Source organism: Oceanobacillus polygoni, assembly GCF_008304605.1.
Classification (GTDB): Bacteria; Bacillota; Bacilli; order Bacillales; family Amphibacillaceae; genus Oceanobacillus; species Oceanobacillus polygoni.
On record NZ_PIJY01000021.1, the window covers coordinates 1 to 18728 of the forward strand.

Below are 18728 nucleotides of genomic sequence, written 5' to 3' on the forward strand. Positions count from 1 at the left end.
CTTGTATTCATCGGACACATCCTCCTTGAAATTCATTGTATAAATTTAACTTAGATGTGTCCATGAAACTATACTAGCATCAATACTTAACAGTAAAAGTATTTATAGCTACAATAGTTTACTCCCAACTTATAGCGCTTTTCCTTATATCTATATGGAGTATATCCAATGTAGGTAGTTTTACGGACTTTTTAGCAATTAGGTTATTTATAAACTGGAATCTTGAAATAGGATTAAATAGGTTTTTAAATGGAGTAATGTTTTTAAACGTAATTTCTACTGCTGTTGTACTTGGAATATCCAAATCAACTAAAATTATTTATTTGTTTTCTCTTATAAATGTAATTTTTTCTTTCTATTTAGCTTTTGTTAGTGGTTCAAGACAATCTTTGATTGCTATTATATTTTCTATTTTTATAATCATAATAATTAATAGGCACATGAGAGGAGTTAAAGGCGTTAATTTCAAAGGAATTATGTTTACCATCGTATTTATGTTCATTATCTTAAATCTCCTTCAAATTGAAGAGGTAAATAGATGGATTGAAGATAGATTCATTGATAAGACAACAGAACAGCTAACGAATGGAGATATCAGAACTAATATTTACATAGAGGCAATAAATGATGTGAAAAATGATCTTTTGTTTGGTACAGGGCCGGGTACCTATCATCAAGTATCATTATTAGGTATGCATACGCATAATGGATATTTATATATGATGAATAACTTTGGAGTAATTCCAGTCATTATAATAGTGCTCTTTTTTTCCTTTATAGCGTTTAAAGGAATAGGTGAGAAGAGTATTATATATGAAAACAGAAAACAGGATATTTTTGTTCTTTTATTTACTTCTTTTTTAGTTTTCTTGATCATGAATCTTTTTAGAGATTTGATTACTATGCTCTCCTTTTGGATGGCTGTAGTTCTAATAATAGATTGCTTCGATGCTAAAACTATTAAAGTATGATTAAACATCTCGTATATGTTGCTTTGAAAGTATTAAGGTTTTTCATGAATTTGATAAAAATATTGGACAGTTTTTCTATGGCGATTTCACCAGTTTAGAATCCCAGTAAAGTATTTAAGTGTCAAATTGTCTGCTAGAAATTTATCCTCACAAAGAAAGGGAGACATAGAATTAGAAAGATTTATAATTAACAAATAGAATTACTTTAATTAGACTAATAAATTAGGAAGAATGATTGAAATGAAAAATAGTATTGTCAGTGGGGTACTTTGGACGTTTTCAGGTACAGGAATTCAGGTAATTTTACAATTTCTGGTCTTTATAATATTATCTAGATTACTTCAACCTGAAAGTTTTGGTGTAATGTCAACTGCACTCGCATTAATAACCGTACTTTCAGTATTTGCTAAAATAGGTATTGGACCATCATTAGTTCAAAAGGAAAAAATCAATCTAGAACATATACAAACAGGATTTACACTTTCAATTATTTTCTCCTTTGTGATTACTGTTGTGGTTTATAATTCATCAGACACGGTTGCTACTTTCTTTAATATGGCAGAATTAAGTTCAGTCTTAAAAGTCTTGGCTTATGTTCATTTGATACAAGGTTTTTCAGTTGTTTCTGAAGCCTTGCTACAAAGAAACCTTGAATTTAAAAAATTGGCTTTAGTTCAGATAATTTCCTATTTGGTTTATGGAATTGTCGGAGTAACTTTATCAGTTATAGGGTTAGAAGTTTGGTCACTTGTATATGCGTATATTTTAAATATAGCTGTTAAAACTTTATTAGTGCTATTAATGAATTCCCATTCAAAAACGATAAGTTTTAATTTTACTGCAGCTAAGGAGTTGTTAATTTTTGGAGGTGGCTATTCATTAAGTTCTATCTACAATCAAGTGGCCTTGCAAGGGGATACATTTGTAATTGGTAAATTTTTAGGTGCAGTACCTTTAGGGATTTATAGTAGGGCATATCAATTCTATGCTATGCCTGTTAATTTGATTGGTACAGTAATTGAGAAAGTTTTATTCCCTTCATTTTCTAGGTTGCAATCTGATAAGGAAATTTTACAGGAGTCTTATAAAAATGCTATCTCTTTAGTAGCAATCATATGTATTCCCCTTAGTCTATTGTTGTTTATTTTGGCAGAAGATATTATAGTGTTCCTTTTTGGTGATAAATGGCTAGAAGCAGTGGTTCCATTTAAGATATTAATTTTAGCTCTACTTCCAAGAGTAAGCTACAAAATAAGTGATTCTTTAACAAAATCTCTTGGTAAAGTTTTTAAGTCGGCAAATAGACAATTAGTATATGGGGTTACCATGATTGTTGGTGTACTAATTGGCCAGATTTATGGATTAGTGGGAGCTTGTATAGGTGTATCGGTTGCAATTTTTATAAACTATCTCTATATGTCCCAAATAGCTCTATCTTTAAGTCAATTGAAATGGAAAGATTTTTCCAAAGCACATTTTTCAGGTATTAAATTAGCTATAGTTAGCATAACACCTACTTTTATATTATATGAGGTACTCCAAATTATTGATTTTAATAGCTTTTTTACTATTAGTGTTACGGGAATTACATATTTAATTATTACATCTATGATTCTTTATAGGGCACCTTATTCTATATTCAATGATACCAATAAAATTATAATAAAAATCTTCAATAAGATTAGATCAAGAAAGGCATGAATCAATTATAATATAAATTATTTTAATTAAGGTAAGACTCCGTTAAGAGTCAAGAAGTAGAAGAGGCTAATCATTAAACTAGTTCTAACCACTAGTAGCATGCAACGATTTTATTTTGTATCTTAGAATTTATTTAGAAACTTGGCTTCATTTCGTTAAAGTGCTAAATTATATGGACTTTTAATGTTAACAGGCTACTTTTGCTGTGATTTTAGAATATAATAATTTTCGATATTACTGCCCGTCAACTAATGAATTTTAAATAGAGATTGGGAGAGTATTTTTCTCTTTAAATTATGAGTGATGTATCACCTATGAATCAAAATTTTTAGCCAGAGATGTAAAGGTGAGAAAATCAAATATTAATTTACTAGATTAATTAACAAACTCCCTTCTTAGATGGTCCCTTTTATTGGAAATCTGATGCTGTTATTGGATATAATTTATTATAAAAAGAGAATTTAAAACGTATTATTAAAGGATCTTTGATAAAGTATTTGTGACAATTGCCGTAAGGGGATAAGCAAATTTTTTAACCCTTATTTGACCAAATACTATCTAATGCAACACTAATAATATTTGAGAAATAGACAAGTTTAAGGTTATAAAATGGTGAATATGGGTGTCTTGTGAATTTCCTAAGTTTTAGGATTTTAAATATAATTTTAGAGAGGAAGTAAAGAGCCCAGAGCACCATTATAGCAATGTAATAATGATTAGTAGTAAGAACTGGTTCTACTGTATCCATCCAGATTTCCTGATTGAGCCTTTTCTCTTTCAATTTTGAAATCATCTAAAATAAATTAAGAGGAGTCAATAACTTTGAATTACAAACCAATAGACCTAACCAAAACCTATCTAATCACAGGATCAGCTGGTTTCATCGGATATTACCTATCCAAAAAACTCCTAGACCAAGGCTGTACTGTAATAGGGATTGATAATGTAAATGATTATTATGACGTAAACCTTAAACATACCCGTTTAAATCAACTAAAACCATATGAGAATTTTACCTTCATTAAAGGTGACATTTCTGATAAAGAAATGGTTAACAAACTTTTTGAAGAGTACAAGCCAAATGTAGTCGTAAATCTAGCTGCACAAGCTGGTGTACGTTACTCTATCGAAAACCCTGATGTTTATATTCAAAGCAATGTTATCGGCTTTTATAATATCTTAGAAGCTTGTAGACACCATCCTGTAGACCATTTGGTATATGCTTCATCGAGTTCGGTATACGGTGCTAATAAGAAAGTTCCTTTTGAGGAAACCGATTTTGTTGATACTCCGGTTTCATTATATGCATCTACTAAGAAGTCTAATGAATTAATGGCCCATACATATAGTCACTTATATAATATACCAGCTACTGGACTTCGTTTCTTTACAGTCTATGGTCCAATGGGAAGACCAGATATGGCTTACTTTGGATTTACAGATAAGTATTTTGCTGGGGAATCTATAAAGATATTTAACAATGGAGATTTTGAGAATGATCTTTACCGAGATTTTACATATATTGATGATATTGTAATTGGTATTGAACGTCTTATTGGAGCACCACCTACAGATGGAGTACCACATAGAGTTTTCAACATTGGAAACAATAATCCAGAGAAGTTGATGGTATTTATCGAGACATTGGAGACAGCTCTAAGCAATGCCACTGGTAGAAAAATAGAATTCGCCAAAGTATTTGAACCAATTAAACCCGGTGATGTCCCAGCTACTTATGCTTCAACAGATCGCCTACATGAAGCAGTTGGTTTTAAACCACAAACTTCTATTGAAGAAGGGTTACAGAAGTTCGCTGATTGGTATGTAGAGTATTATGATAAGAAATAGTTTATTATAGTTCGCCATGTGCATTTAAATTTGAAGAAGGAGTGAGTTCTCATGAAAATAACCGTAGCAGGAACCGGATACGTCGGCCTATCCAACGCAGTACTTCTAGCACAACACAACGAAGTAACTGCACTAGATATTATCCAAGAAAAAGTAGACATGATCAACAATAAGAAATCACCAATTGTTGATGAAGAGATTCAAACGTTCTTAGAAACAAAAGAACTAAAATTAACAGCTACTACGGATTCAACAGCAGCTTTTAAAGATGCTGAGTTTGTTATCATTTCAACACCAACAAACTATGACCCGGAGAAGAACTATTTTGATACAAGCTCAGTTGAGTCAGTTATCGAAACGGTTATCGGTGTTAATCCGAATGCTGTCATGATTATCAAATCAACAATTCCGGTTGGATATACGAAGTCAGTACGTGAGAAATTTAATACCGAGAATATTATTTTCTCTCCAGAGTTTTTAAGAGAAGGTAGAGCACTATATGATAATTTATATCCATCTCGAATTATCGTTGGGGAACAATCAGAACGTGCAAAGAAGTTCGCTGATTTATTAGCTGAAGGTGCGATTAAGGAAGATATCCCTGTATTATTCACGGATTCTACGGAAGCTGAAGCAATTAAATTATTTGCGAATACCTATCTAGCTATGCGTGTTTCATTCTTTAATGAGCTTGATACCTATGCAGAGGTAAAAGGTCTAGATGGTAAGCAAATCATCGAAGGAATTGGACTTGATCCTCGAATTGGTGATCACTACAACAATCCATCCTTTGGCTATGGTGGCTACTGCTTACCAAAAGATACAAAGCAGCTACTTGCTAACTTTGAAGATGTACCAAACAATATTATTCAGGCAATTGTTGATGCCAATGATACGAGAAAAGACCATGTTGCTGATATGATTACAAAACGAAATCCTAAGGTCGTTGGGATCTACCGTTTAACAATGAAGACAGGTTCTGATAACTTTAGACAGTCAGCTATTCAAGGTGTTATCAATCGAATAAAGGATCAAGGAGTAGAAGTAGTCATTTATGAACCAGTACTTGATGCCGATAAATTTGATAACTCACGAGTAATTAAGGACTTTGCAGCATTCAAACAGGAATCAGATGTAATTGTTGCTAACCGTTTGTCTGATGAGTTGAAAGATGTGAGGGAGAAGGTATATACACGAGACGTGTTTAGTCGGGATTAAAGTTTTTAATTTTTAACCTGATATTTGCAGTGAAGGTAACTTACACTTCTATGTTTTTGTTGAAATACGATAAGGAAGTTTGTTGAAGAGGAGCTTAAGCGTTAGCGCCTGTCCTCTATAGACCGGCTCATTTTGGATTAAGATTACCAGACTATTTATGAAGATAGACTTTGTATACCAATCGTATTGAATAATAGGGTTGCTAAACAGGAATATAAATTAGTGGACGATGGAGAAATTAATAAATACTATATTCTACATATCATAAAGATATGTAGAATTATTTGGAATTTATATAGTTCAAAATACCTTTTTATTGATTTTCATTAGATATTTATGAATAAAAAGTATTGTGTAGAAGTGATTATCATTTAGTAGATAAGCATAAAGATGCATTATAATAATCATGTATATTTATTATTGAATTTATTAGGGAGAGAACAAAGGTTGAAATTTAATTTTAAGAGTAAAAAATTGTGGATTCTTGTAATTATATTAATAATCATATTTTTTATCAGTACTACAAGCATAGCAAAACAAAAGGATACAGAAATTGCTGCAAAGGACGCAGAATTAAGTGGTTTAAAAACAAAACTAGAGGAAAATGAGAAAACAATTGATGAGATGGACTCTAAAATAGTTACACTAGAAGAAAAAGTGGCTGAAGCCGAGCCCTGGTTCGACATGTCGGAGAAAGAACAGCAAAGAAAAATAGAAGAAGAAAAAGCTAAAGAAGAGGCAGAAAAAGCGGCTGCTGAAGCGGAAGCAAAGAAAAAGGAAGAAGAGGAAGCTAAGAAAAAAGCAGAAGCAGAGAAAAAGGCTGAAGAAGAAGCTAAAAAGGGATATGAAACAGGAATCACTTATGATCAATTAGCTAGAACACCTGATGATTATATCGGTGAAAAAATTAAATTCTCTGGTAAAGTGATACAGGTTATTGAAGGTGATGGTTCAACTCAAATTCGATTTGCAGTGGATGATAATTATGATACTGTTTTATACGGTGAATTTGACTCAAGCATTGTGGAATCTAGAATTTTAGAAGATGACCACATTACAATTATGGGGCTATCAGGTGGTTTATTATCTTACGAATCTACAATGGGTGGCAATATCACCATTCCAAGTGTACTTATTGAGAAAGTGGAACAGTAAAATAAAATTAAAAAATATAGGGAAATGACAAAATGCTGTCATTTCCCTATTTTATTTAGAATAAAAAGGTAAATATTCCAATGGCTGTTTAGCATATTTTAAAGACTTTCAACTTCTTCAGGGATTATCTTGATACTGCCCAAAGGATCTGGCTATATATACTGTAAGAGGCTAGCATGTCCGTCTATCCAATGAAGATCAGATATTGGACACTATGTATTTTCTGTTGCAATACTATGCAAAACTTCTTTGCTGCATTCTGCACTTTGATTTTGCATTAGTAATCACTTTTTATTTACATTCATCTAGGCTTTATCTGTATTCCCATTTGCGCCTTCTGCTACGATTTCTCCCAAAACAACAAAACAGCACCCAATATTACAAATAAATTTAAATTTTTTCAATTTTTTCACCCCCTAAACACTATTTCTTTCGATTATATAGGTAGGGGGAATTATAATTGAAATAGGAGTGAATAATTTGAACTATTTAAAAGAGATAAACGCATTTTATGATCGGTTGGAGACAAATCCATTATCAGGAGGAGCGGTGTCGCTTTGGCATGCACTAATGCAGGTGAATAATCGCGCAAGATGGAAAAAGAAATTCACGGTTGCCGTAGTTGTATTGTGTTACAAAGCCGGACTGAGTGAAAGCAGCTTTAAACGAGCTCGAAAAGAACTCTACGAAAAAGGTTATATTCATTATGAAAAGCAACTTGGAAATCAAGCAGCTTTGTATGAAATGATTTCCCTGGATTTCTATTCAGAGGAAGAATATTGCCACTATCAGCCATCTAACAAAACGGAAGGAGCTAGACAGATGTTACAAGAGAGCGATAAATCGAGCGACAATCTAAAGCCTAATCCGGACGACAATGTGAACCACAAGCTGGACGGTAAACTGGACCGCAATGCGGACGCATTAATTAAACAAAATAATACAATACAAAACAATACCTATACAACAGCAGAAAGCAGGAAGTTGGAAGCGACGTATGAATATTATCAGCAGCATTTCGGGAAGCTAAATGGCTATATGAAAAATGAACTTACAAAGCAAATCCACGATTTAGGCGAAGATCTTGTTTTGCATGCCATGAAAAAAACGTTAGATCGTGGGAAAACAAACTGGAACTATACCAAAGCCATCTTAACCGATTGGAAGAGCAAAGGTTTATTAAGCCTTGATCAAATCAATTTGGAGGAGGTGAAATTCAAAAAAACGCAAAATCAGCGCTCGCGGCAAATACCAAACCGTATGAGTACGCCGCAAATTGAACCTGTTCCTGATTGGTTTTTCATGCATAAGCGAGAGCAACAAGAAAAACATGAATCGAATATGAAAAAGCAACAGGATAAGGATCAGCAACAATTGATGGAAGATGTAAAGAGCAGGCTGCAGGCATATGCTGATTAGGGGGTGATAATTTTTTTAAGAATAATTATCAGTTTTTTTACGTTAATTTAATAATTAGACTCTCGCAGTCTACTTGATCTCTATCACACTACTGGAATAACAGACTAATTTGGGTGAAATTACGCTTGAAATCCTAGGAGGGAAGAGAACAATGGAAAAGAATAAATTCAGTTTTGAAGAAGTTTTTAAACAGAATGAGAACAGGATTTATTATCACTTGCAGAAGCTGGGCATCAGGGATCATCATAACGAATTTTATATGGAAGGATTATATGCGATGTGGATAGCTTACAAGAAATATCAACCAGATAAAGGACCGTTATCCACCTACTTTAATTACCATATTCGCAATCACCTCATAGACACACTTCGTAAGGAAACAAGACAACAGGAAAAGCTTGAAAAAACCACCATGGAAAAATACATAACGGAATATCATGGCAACCGTCATGGTGATAGTAAAATGCCAATAGTCGATTCATCCGGCATTGAACTGGAAGATGAGAAATACTGGAGAGATATCTCTTCTTGCTTATCGACAAAACAGCGAAAATGGCTATACTACCATATTATGCTGGACATGCCTTTAAAGGAAATAGCCGAGATAGAGAATACTAGTGTTGAAGCAGTTAAAAGTTGGGGGAAAGAGGCTAGACGGAAGCTGAGGAGTAGGGTTGATGTGGAGAGGTGGGGTTGAATGATGAGACAGTTATTTCCGATAGGAAATGAAAAAATTTTACCAGAAATATAAAATTTTTGATAAAAACTATTAAACATTTCTTAAGTCATCCGATATAAATAATAGATCATCATGGAGGATGATAGGTATGGCCCTAACGTTAGGAAGAAAACCTGGTGAAAAAATCTATATTGTAGATACTCAGGGACGAGAGATTGAAATTGAAGTAGTAAAAAGAGAAGAAAAGCTAAGTAATTTTACACAATTACGGATTAGCGCTCCACAAGAATTTCAAATTGTTCGTGGAGAAATCTACAGTGGTAGTAGTTCCAACTAATTGGAGTTATTATAAATCAGCAAGCCAAATGGATGTGACTTGCTAAAAAACAAAAACATGGAGGTAGTAAATTATGATTATCAATCACAACATTTCTGCTCTTAATGCACATCGCCAATTAGGAGCAAACCAAAACGCAGTAGCAGGTTCATTGGAGAAACTTTCTTCAGGTTTACAAATCAACAAAGCTTCAGACGATGCAGCAGGTCTTGCAATCTCTGAAAAAATGCGTAACCAGATCCGTGGATTAGAACAAGCAGGTACGAACGCACAGGATGGAATTTCTCTAATCCAAACTGCAGAAGGTGCATTAAATGAAACACATGCAATTTTACAACGTATGGCTGAATTGTACACTCAAGCAGCTAATGAAACATTAACAGCAGATGATAATGAAAAAATCCAAGCTGAAATTACTGCACTAACAGATCAAATTGATAGTATTGCTGACCAAACCCAATTTAATACGAAGAAATTATTGGATGGGTCAATTACTGAACCAATTGTATTGCAAGTAGGTGCAAATGCAACTGAAACTATTTCATTGACTTTGAGTGATAATACATCCGATACTGGGCTAGGATTGGGCGCTTTAACAGATTTAGATGGAACAAACGCAACAGCTTCAGCTAACTTAACATTAGTTCAAGATGCAATAAACACAGTTTCTGAAAACCGTTCAAATCTTGGAGCAGTACAAAATCGTCTAGAGCACACTATTAACAACCTAGGTACATCTGCAGAAAACTTAACAGCTGCAGAATCACGTATCCGTGACGTTGATTATGACTTAGCTGCTTAATAGCAGGAATAGTCACAGTCGTCCTAACTGGGAACGGTTAGAGATTACTACTGGGTGAATTGCTGGAAACCCCTTAGAGCTTGTCTTACCACTGCGCAACTGGAAACAGTAGACGTGAAGGTTCGAAAAAAGACAAGATTGGGCAATCAGCAGCCAAGCTCCTGTGAGGAAACTCTGGAGAAGGTTCAACGACTAGAATATACCACCTAACGCACATGCAATGGTGATGAAATTCGTAGGTGAAAGATGGAGCCGCAAACCCATCCGAATCCGAAGTGCCCAGCCCCTACTAGAATTAGAGGGTGAAGATATAGTCTAGTCATTTGTTAAAGCAAATGTTCGCACGATGGCGAAAGAAATGATGGAGTTCACTAAGAACAATATCCTTTCACAAGCGGCACAATCAATGTTAGCTCAATCTCAACAAATGCCTCAAGGAGTATTACAACTCTTACAGTAATTGTTGAGCAGGGCGTCTAATCTGGTAACGGATTAGAGGATAACTGGGTGAATTGCTGGAAGTTCCTAAAGTGTTTTGTACCACAACGTAGCTGGAAACGGCAGGCGTGATGGTTTGAAAAACAAAACAATGCAACAATGGATAATCAGCAGCCAAGCGCCTACGGTGAAAACCTGGCGAAGGTTCAACGACTAGAATGCGCTGCCTAACAGCTCAAGCTCATGGCAATGAGATTCGTAGGGTGATCAGAAGTTGATCATTCGAAGTGCCCAGCCCCTTAAGAATTTTAAGGGTGAAGATATAGTCTATTCTATGATCGAAAGACATAGTGGCGAAGCAAGCCAACCAAATGCCTCAAGGGGTATTACAGTTACTTCAGTAATATTGATATTGAAAGAGACTCTAGCTTCGGCTGGGGTCTTTTTTTATAGTTAATAAAAAAGGGTGATTTAAAAGTTTATACTACTTAACGACTTTTATTCTGGAAATAAAATTTGATAAAAAATATTAATTAAGAAGGTGATAGAATGAGTCAGTGTTTTATTGAATTGCTAGCTATTCTGAATGAACTATGGATTTTTACAGTAAGCATATTTAATGAACATTTTACTATAGGTAATATTGTTGGTTTATCCGCTGTTATTATTGCTATCAACACTTTAAATTTTAGTAAAAGGTCCTTTATAGTCAAAGATAGTTATGACCCTTTATTAAAAAAGTTAAAAGAAAACAACAAAGTTGGATTGTATAATACTGATAGGTATGAAATTGATTTTATAACAGAATTTAAACAAAGTTATATTCATGCTGCATTCGGTAAAAAAGAACAAAACCTTATGAACGAAATAATTGAGAATGCTAATTTTATAAATCAGTTTAAAAACGTTGCAGACATAAGAGCCAAACAGGCGCTAGAAGAAATTTTATCAGCAGAACTTCCAAAATGGAAAAGTGATTCACTTGAATTTTTATATGTGGATGTAAAAGTTACAAAAGACCTTTTTTCTAATATTATAAACAAGAAAGCTTTAAAAGCTGCTTATTTTATGGGGGAAATAGAAATCGTATGTTGGATAGGTAGAAAATATGTAAATATACTAAATGAAGATATTTATTACGATGAGTCTAAAGGGCTTACTTTAGATACATATTTGAGAGAAAATACCAAAAAATCAAATATATCTGAGGAAATGCATCAATTAGATGAAGTAACTTATTTTCTGGATTCATTGGAAGAAAAAATTAATGATAAATTCATTGAAAAGACAGAATTTAATATAGTTAAAAAGAAAGCAGATAGTTTAACGAAAGATATAAATAAATTAAGTTACATACTGAATGAAAGTGCAAAGGAATTAATTATCCCTTATTACAAAATAAAAAAAATTGGTAGTGCAATACTTTTTTGGAGAAGAAGTAATGATTAGTATTTTACTGTTACCATTGGAAGGACAGAGGGACAGGCACACCTCGTCCATTCTTTCTAGGTCTTCGAATAGAGCGCAGCCAATGCGTTAGAGAGCATTTAAATCCAAAAACTTAAAATAGGATTTATAATAAAAAAGGAGGTATTACGCCTTATGGAATATTGTAATTATAAACTAGACGAAGCTAAATATTTTCTTGTACAAATGGAAAAGTTGCAACAGGTTGGGAATTTAACTGATTTTAGTTATAACTTAAATGCTTTTTTGACATCAACTAGAAGTATTAGTGCATACTTAGGGGATAATATTAAAGAAATAGATGTTTTCCAATTAGTAAATAAAGATTATAAAATGAAATTCTTAAAAGAACAACGCAATTTTACAGTTCACGAAAAATTATTAGAAACATCAGCAATGGTTAACGTTGATATTGAATCCTCAATAACTGTGAATGTTAAAGAAGAAATAAAAATTGAAACATACGAAGAAAATACTGAAGGAAAAAAGGTTGAGATCACAACTGAAACAGAACCAGAATACAATAATATCTTTATTGATGATCAATTCAATAATGAAGATTACGTGAGGACAAGCCATCAGTTCTTTTTTGAAGAATGGGATAAGGGACCAGAGGATATTGTTTCTCTTTGTTTATACTCTATTGATTGGTTAGAGAAGATGATTAGTAAATTAATTAATGAGGGATTATTAAAATAGAGCTACTTGATATTGGCAAGATAAGATATGAATCTTTTAAAGTATAGCCAGAACTTTAAAGGAGTGAAAATTTTAAAATAAATAGAACTTTGCCTTTTAGCTGAGGTATAATTTTTATATGGAAAATAATTTTGAATCAACCCAATTAGTAAATATATATTATATCCCTGAATCAATTATAGCCCTAATTCCTATTGCTGGAATTAGGGCTTATTTTAATTTGGGGAGGAAAAGTTAATGAGAAAATATGAATCGAATGCGGAACAACTGGAATTGTTACATGTGAGAGAGGAAGAAGAAAAGCGAATACCTGCAAAGCGTGTAGATATTGTTAGCCTAAGGTTAGTGAAGGAATCAAGTATGTTGTACAAGAATCGTTCTGTCAGTAGTCCAGAAGATGGGTATAAGTTGTTGAAGAAATTACTTGGTGAAGTAGACCGAGAGTATTTTATTGTGGTCTGCTTAGACACAAAGAATCAGCCGACAGCCATTAACATCTGTTACATTGGTAGTTTGAATGCAAGTCTTGTTCATTCAAGAGAAGTGATGAAACCAGCTATTCTATCTAATGCTGCTTCTATTTTAATCGGGCATAATCATCCTTCGGGGCAGCCCGAACCAAGTCAAGAAGATATTCATGTTACACGAATATTGAAAGAAGCTGGGAATATGATGGGTATCATGATTTGAACTGTATTATTTGTATTATATTTTTATCAAGAATACATCCTCTGCATTCAGTCGATAATGATAAAAACCTTTGGGAGTGATGATAGTGTTTCTAGTAGTCTTATGGATGGTATTCATACTCATAGAAACTTGTACGAATGATGTTCACGCATTTATTCATGAATTCAGTGTATCCTTTACATTCCAGCCAAAACCAGTTTGGCAAGATTTCACTTTATTTTATCCAATCGAGCAGATTAGTGAGTTTGAAGTGGTTGCACATTTCCTTTTGTTTTTTGGATTAACCTTGTTACTTGCAGATATAAATGTTCGATTACGAACGACAATCTTAATTTCGGTATCGTACGCTATCCTAACAGAATTTCTTCAAATGTATTTTAATAGAGGTGCTGAATTGTATGATATCATGGCCAATATTATGGGAATTATGGTTGCTGTTTGTATTATTGGGGTTTATAGAGTTGTTAGTAGGCATGGAGAGGTTACGTAAAAAACGAGAAACCTAGTTATGGATTGATCGCTGGCTATCGACCTGAAACTAAAATAGAAACTGATAATAATTTTTCACAAGTTGCTATTTTAGCTTGTCCACTTGATTCGTTGTGATATAGTTTTATTTATACATGACATACATAAAGGGGACTCGTACAATGGAGGATTATGATTGGCTAATACTTCAGCTGCTTTATAAACATAAAAACATTACAAAAACAGCCCAGGAATTATTCACCTCTCAGCCTTCTATCACGAAACGTCTTCGTAAAATGGAAGCTGAGTATGCTGTTACCATTGTGAAAAGGGAGAGAAGGGGTATTCATTTCACTCCTCAGGGGGAATTTTTGGCCAAGTCAGCAGATTATGTCCTTTCAGACCTTCGTAGAATCAAAGAGAAAGTTCAAAATATGGATAATCAAGTTGCAGGAACTTTAAGAATAGGTATATCTAATTACTCTACGAAACAAAAGCTTCCAGGTATTCTGAAAATGTTTAAAGTGAAAAATCCAAATGTGGAATTTCAAGTAATTCCTGGGAGTTCACGGGAAATTTACGATTTGGTTTATTGCAAGGAGGTCCATGTAGGATTTCTTCGTGGAAATTATAATTGGTCTGGACAAAGCCATTTGTTATTTGAAGAGCCTTTATGTATCGCTTCCGTTGACAATATTAACCTGGAAGATTCCCGGAATTGCCGCGGATAAATTATCATACGGAACACGGAGTTAAAACCATACTAGACAACTGGTGGATGGAAAACTACTCCCGACCGCCGCATATTGGGATAAGAGTAGATAATGTAGATACGTGCAGGGAAATGATCATCAATGGTTTGGGCTATGCAATATTACCGAAGTTAATATTAGAACACGATGAACAAGTGAAAAAAATAGACATCAGAGATAAACAGGGCAAGCAGATTTTAAGACAAACATGGATGTACTATCATAATGAAACGCTCGAACTGAATACGGTAAACGCCTTTGTCAACTTTATTAAAAAGTTAGACCTGGAATAATGGAACCAAAAGAGAAATGTTTGGTTCTTTTTTTATGTCCTTTATTTTAGATATTCCCAACAGTTATAGTTATCCATTCTAAATGGATATTTTTTTTATATCTAAAGACGAACTATAATTGAACCATGAAGAATTTATTTACAACTGGGTTAACCCTTTAAGTTATTTTCTAAGACAGACTATTCGAGGCTAATCTTTACACCTTAATGGAAGCGCTTCCGTTAAGGAGAGAGGATGGACGGTTTAGTAAAGTAAGGGAAATAATATCACTCATTCTTTAAGATTTGCTTCGAAAATTGGCGTCAAGTAAGTACGTATCTAATAATAAGAGTCCATCTTGAGGGGAGGTTTACGAAAGGAGACTAAATGATACGATCTCATTCTATTAACTTTTACTTATTTCTCTAAAGTATGAAAGGACAAAAGTTTATTTAAAAATTGTTAGTAGATCTAAATAAATTTCCAATGTAGATAAAGCGCTTGAAAGTAATATTGCACCGTTTGTATTTAAAATGATGAATAAAAAATAATTATATCTTTAGTGAAGGAGTTGTCACGAATAATGTCATCCGTAAATTACGAAAAGTTATTGAAGGATTTTGAACCAGGATTTGAATTTGTAGCCCCAAAGGCTATACCGCATGAGGAATTTCACGATAGGATTGAGCGCTTGCGCCAATCAGCAGCAGAACGAGGACACGATGTTCTTCTTATACATGCAGACGGTGTTAAAACGTTTAAAACTACAAATATGTTTTTAAGATATGCGTGTGATTGGGCACGTGAGGGCGTATTAATCATACCTACGGATAGCAGTAAAGAAATTCACTTAGTTTCTTTCTTTACCCAATCTGTGATTATTCCACCTCCTGGTGAGCCGATTGGGGTTGAAAAGCTATGGCAAGTTGGAGCGCTAGGTGAGGAATACTCAGGACGTTCGGGTACGTCTGAAGCTCAACTGATTGAAGCTGTAGCTAAAATTTTAACAGATTTAGGTTATAGCTCGACAAGCATTGGGTTGATTGGTGATAATTCGTCCACGAAGTATTGGGAAGGGCTTAGAGCGAAACTACCAAAATTAAAAACAATCAATGAGACTCAGATAATAATAGATATGCAGACAATCCGATCGAAAAACGAACAGGCTCAGATTAGGGCTTCTGCTCAGCTTATGGACATTGGATTCCAGGCTGCGTGTCATGTAACAAAGCCGATGGTAACGGATTTTGAAATTTATGCTGCTTTTACATTTGCGCAGATGGCTCGTGGTGGCGAAAGTGGGGATGGTTATCAAATTGGAATTAATCGATTTGGTACTCACTGCGGGAAGCCTTATGGCCATAAGGTGGATTCTGGTGATCTCATCAACTTATATATGTCTGCTTTGCCATATAATGGATACACAGCTCAAGCTGCTCGAATGATTGCTGTTGGCGATATTACTACGAAACAAGAAGAAACGCTTGAAGTATGTACGGAGGCGGTTCGCCGAGCAGAAGCTAAGATGCGTCCTGGTGCACGTTTTTGTGATCTTCATGAAGCTGCATTTTCCGTGTACGTGGAGCATGGGTATCTCAAAGATGACCTAACAGCTACAATGCCTTATAACTGGGCTCCAAATGATGATTTATCGGCTAGAGAAATTCCGATAGAATATGTTCGAGAAGTGGATTATGAAATTAAGGGGAGAAAACTTAATCACGTTTATCCGGCAGTAGCTGGACCGCATAATCCAAATTTGGGACATTCTGTGGGTATGTCTGGTAATCCCAAATTCAACATCACATCCCACAATACAGATATTATGGATCCTGGAATGGTCTTTGTATTGCATGCTCAATGGCTCGATCCATTGAATTCGGGGGCTAATATAGGTAATTGTTATCTAATTACAGAGGATGGATTCGAGAACCTTAATTGTCATACAGCACTTGAAACAGTTCGAATTAAAGACTAAGTTGAGAAGTGCTTTTGACAAATGTATAATTACTTATTTAACTCACAACTGGAAAATTGTAAAAAGAGAAAATTCAACGATATCTATGCAATGCTAGCGGTGTAGATATAGATACCTGTATGCCTATAAAACTGCTTTTTCTAAGGGGAATAATGCCAAACGATCTGCCTAAATGATAAATCAATAATACTTCTTTATTTGTGTAAGATGTGCATCGTTGCTTGGTGTTATTCTAAAGCTTCCTTGTGTTTAATTTCAGAATATTTTATATAAAATAAAGGGATTAAATCTACTTCTTATATGATAGAAAGTAAAGCTACTGAAATCAAATCATGTTGAATTTCAATTCATTGAAAAGGGTGGGTGTTTATGGTTGAAGAAATATTTGATACGTTGATGATATTCGGTATGTTATTGATTGCTGGAGTAGCTATCCGTGAGACTGTTCCTTTTTTTCAACGGTTTCTGATTCCGTCCAGTGTAATTGCTGGATTTTTAGGACTAATTCTTGGCCAACAAGTGTTAGGTTGGATTACGATTCCTGAATCATTCGAATCTATTCCTATTTATGCAATGTATATTTTGATGACCTGTGTACCTTTGGGGATTACCGTTACAGGTAAGAAAATTGTACAGCATATGGATTTTGCCTTTGGTAACATGGTTATGTATGGATTCCAATTAGCTTTTGGTGTTTTAATCGGGATTATACTTCTCCGTTTCTGGCCCGGTCTGCCTGATGGTTGGGGCTTGATGGCTGTTGCAGCGTTCTTCGGCTCTCATGGTAGTGTTCCGATTGTCTCTAGTGTCATTGATCCCACTGGAGAGCTTGGTGCTCAGAGTATGGGGATGGTTATGGCTACATTAGGTGTATTAATAGCTATCATACCAGGTATTATTTTAGCCAACTATGGTATTCGTCGTGGATGGGGTACTTTTACGAAGGATATTAAGAATAAAGATAAGAGCTTCTTCCGCGGTATTCTGCCTGAAAAAGACCGTAAGCCGATAGGCAGACTTACTGTCAATCCAAGTAACGTAACGTCACTCGCTTTCCAGCTAGGTATTCTTGCTGTCAGTTTTAAGTTTGGTGAGCTCGTTTTATCGAGTATTGGGGCGCTAATTCCATTCATGGGTAATATCCCTTCGATGATTTACGGTATTGTCGGTTCACTTATTTTATGGCCGCTTATGAAAATGGTGAAGTTTGATGGGTATGTTGATAAGCCGACCATTAATGAAATAAGTAATTTCTCTCTAGAAATTATTATTTTAACTGCTTGCGCTTCTATTCAGTTAAGTATTATTAGCAAATTCTTCATGCCTCTGTTAATCTTAACAATTATTATTTGTGGTATTACATTCATTTTCATCCATTTATGGTATAGGAAAATTAATAATCCTGAATGGTTTGAAAAGTCTTTGATGAACTATGGTATGGCAACGGGTTCCAACCCGCAGGGACTTTCTCTTGTGCGCATTGTTGATCCTAATAATGAATCTAGTATTTACGAGGCACTGGGTGTCTATAATGCTGTCTTTTTCTGGAATAAACTCCTCCTGCCTCTAGCTGCATCCTTGATACTCGTAGGTACGGTAGTTCCTGTTTATCTCATAGGAATTGGTTTAATGGTTGTTCCGTTAGTGTTAGCCTTTCTTCTCTTCAGAAAGAAGAAAGTTAGTGGAAGTTCTAACTCTTCGCGGAAATCTGGTTGACAATTAAAGTTAAACATGACTATTTTGTCTTGCCTTTTAGGTAAAATTCTCAGTACTAGTAGTGGAGGAGGGTTATAAATGTCTTTAGGTGATCTACAGAGTGAATTAATGTTAAAAA

General features: G+C 34.4%; 18 protein-coding genes. All 18 read left to right on the top strand.

The window, feature by feature from the left end; translation table 11 throughout:
• The first annotated feature begins 257 nt into the window (after nucleotides 1-257).
• Nucleotides 258-971 (top strand): O-antigen ligase family protein, encoded by a 714-nt coding sequence (locus F1560_RS07845; protein WP_149474088.1) that lies wholly within the window; start codon nucleotides 258-260, stop codon nucleotides 969-971.
• A gap of 240 nt (nucleotides 972-1211) precedes the next feature.
• Nucleotides 1212-2672, top strand: coding sequence for a lipopolysaccharide biosynthesis protein (locus F1560_RS07850; protein ID WP_187773660.1), 1461 nt, complete (start codon nucleotides 1212-1214; stop codon nucleotides 2670-2672).
• Nucleotides 2673-3494: 822 nt separating this feature from the next.
• The gene (locus F1560_RS07855) at nucleotides 3495-4520 is read left to right on the top strand and encodes a GDP-mannose 4,6-dehydratase (RefSeq protein WP_149474090.1); all 1026 of its coding nucleotides are present in this window, start codon (nucleotides 3495-3497) and stop codon (nucleotides 4518-4520) included.
• 51 nt (nucleotides 4521-4571) lie between these two features.
• The gene (locus F1560_RS07860; protein ID WP_149474091.1) at nucleotides 4572-5738 is read left to right on the top strand and encodes a nucleotide sugar dehydrogenase; all 1167 of its coding nucleotides are present in this window, start codon (nucleotides 4572-4574) and stop codon (nucleotides 5736-5738) included.
• A gap of 447 nt (nucleotides 5739-6185) precedes the next feature.
• On the top strand, nucleotides 6186-6893 hold the full coding sequence (locus F1560_RS07865; RefSeq protein ID WP_210095881.1) for a toxin regulator: 708 nt from the start codon (nucleotides 6186-6188) through the stop codon (nucleotides 6891-6893).
• Between the two features lie 480 nt (nucleotides 6894-7373).
• A complete protein-coding gene (locus F1560_RS07870; protein WP_149474092.1) occupies nucleotides 7374-8312 on the top strand; it encodes a DnaD domain-containing protein in 939 nt (312 codons plus the stop codon).
• A 151-nt stretch (nucleotides 8313-8463) separates the two neighbouring features.
• Nucleotides 8464-9009 carry a sigma-70 family RNA polymerase sigma factor gene (locus F1560_RS07875; RefSeq protein ID WP_149474093.1) on the top strand — a complete coding sequence of 182 codons (546 nt, stop codon included), beginning with the start codon at nucleotides 8464-8466 and terminating at the stop codon, nucleotides 9007-9009.
• A 130-nt stretch (nucleotides 9010-9139) separates the two neighbouring features.
• Complete coding sequence (locus F1560_RS07880) at nucleotides 9140-9328, top strand: carbon storage regulator (RefSeq protein WP_149474094.1); 189 nt, start codon at nucleotides 9140-9142, stop codon at nucleotides 9326-9328.
• A gap of 73 nt (nucleotides 9329-9401) precedes the next feature.
• Complete coding sequence (locus F1560_RS07885; protein WP_149474095.1) at nucleotides 9402-10130, top strand: flagellin N-terminal helical domain-containing protein; 729 nt, start codon at nucleotides 9402-9404, stop codon at nucleotides 10128-10130.
• A 358-nt stretch (nucleotides 10131-10488) separates the two neighbouring features.
• Nucleotides 10489-10590: a flagellin gene (locus F1560_RS07890; protein WP_425466043.1), complete on the top strand. Its 102-nt coding sequence runs from the start codon at nucleotides 10489-10491 to the stop codon at nucleotides 10588-10590.
• Nucleotides 10591-11117: 527 nt separating this feature from the next.
• A complete protein-coding gene (locus F1560_RS07895; protein WP_149474096.1) occupies nucleotides 11118-12017 on the top strand; it encodes a hypothetical protein in 900 nt (299 codons plus the stop codon).
• 153 nt (nucleotides 12018-12170) lie between these two features.
• Nucleotides 12171-12734, top strand: coding sequence for a hypothetical protein (locus tag F1560_RS07900; protein ID WP_149474097.1), 564 nt, complete (start codon nucleotides 12171-12173; stop codon nucleotides 12732-12734).
• Between the two features lie 237 nt (nucleotides 12735-12971).
• Nucleotides 12972-13424 carry a JAB domain-containing protein gene (locus tag F1560_RS07905; protein ID WP_149474098.1) on the top strand — a complete coding sequence of 151 codons (453 nt, stop codon included), beginning with the start codon at nucleotides 12972-12974 and terminating at the stop codon, nucleotides 13422-13424.
• Nucleotides 13425-13509: 85 nt separating this feature from the next.
• The gene (locus F1560_RS07910; protein ID WP_187773661.1) at nucleotides 13510-13914 is read left to right on the top strand and encodes a VanZ family protein; all 405 of its coding nucleotides are present in this window, start codon (nucleotides 13510-13512) and stop codon (nucleotides 13912-13914) included.
• 160 nt (nucleotides 13915-14074) lie between these two features.
• Nucleotides 14075-14623, top strand: coding sequence for a LysR family transcriptional regulator (locus tag F1560_RS22650; RefSeq protein ID WP_338112759.1), 549 nt, complete (start codon nucleotides 14075-14077; stop codon nucleotides 14621-14623).
• Complete coding sequence (locus tag F1560_RS22655; protein ID WP_338112758.1) at nucleotides 14611-14937, top strand: substrate-binding domain-containing protein; 327 nt, start codon at nucleotides 14611-14613, stop codon at nucleotides 14935-14937. Before F1560_RS22650 ends, F1560_RS22655 begins: the two co-directional genes overlap by 13 nt.
• 562 nt (nucleotides 14938-15499) lie before the next feature.
• Complete coding sequence (locus tag F1560_RS07920) at nucleotides 15500-16894, top strand: M24 family metallopeptidase (RefSeq protein WP_149474100.1); 1395 nt, start codon at nucleotides 15500-15502, stop codon at nucleotides 16892-16894.
• A 369-nt stretch (nucleotides 16895-17263) separates the two neighbouring features.
• Entirely contained in the window at nucleotides 17264-18610 is a 1347-nt protein-coding gene (locus F1560_RS07925; RefSeq protein ID WP_149474101.1) for a sodium/glutamate symporter, read from the top strand.
• Nucleotides 18611-18728: the final 118 nt, after the last annotated feature.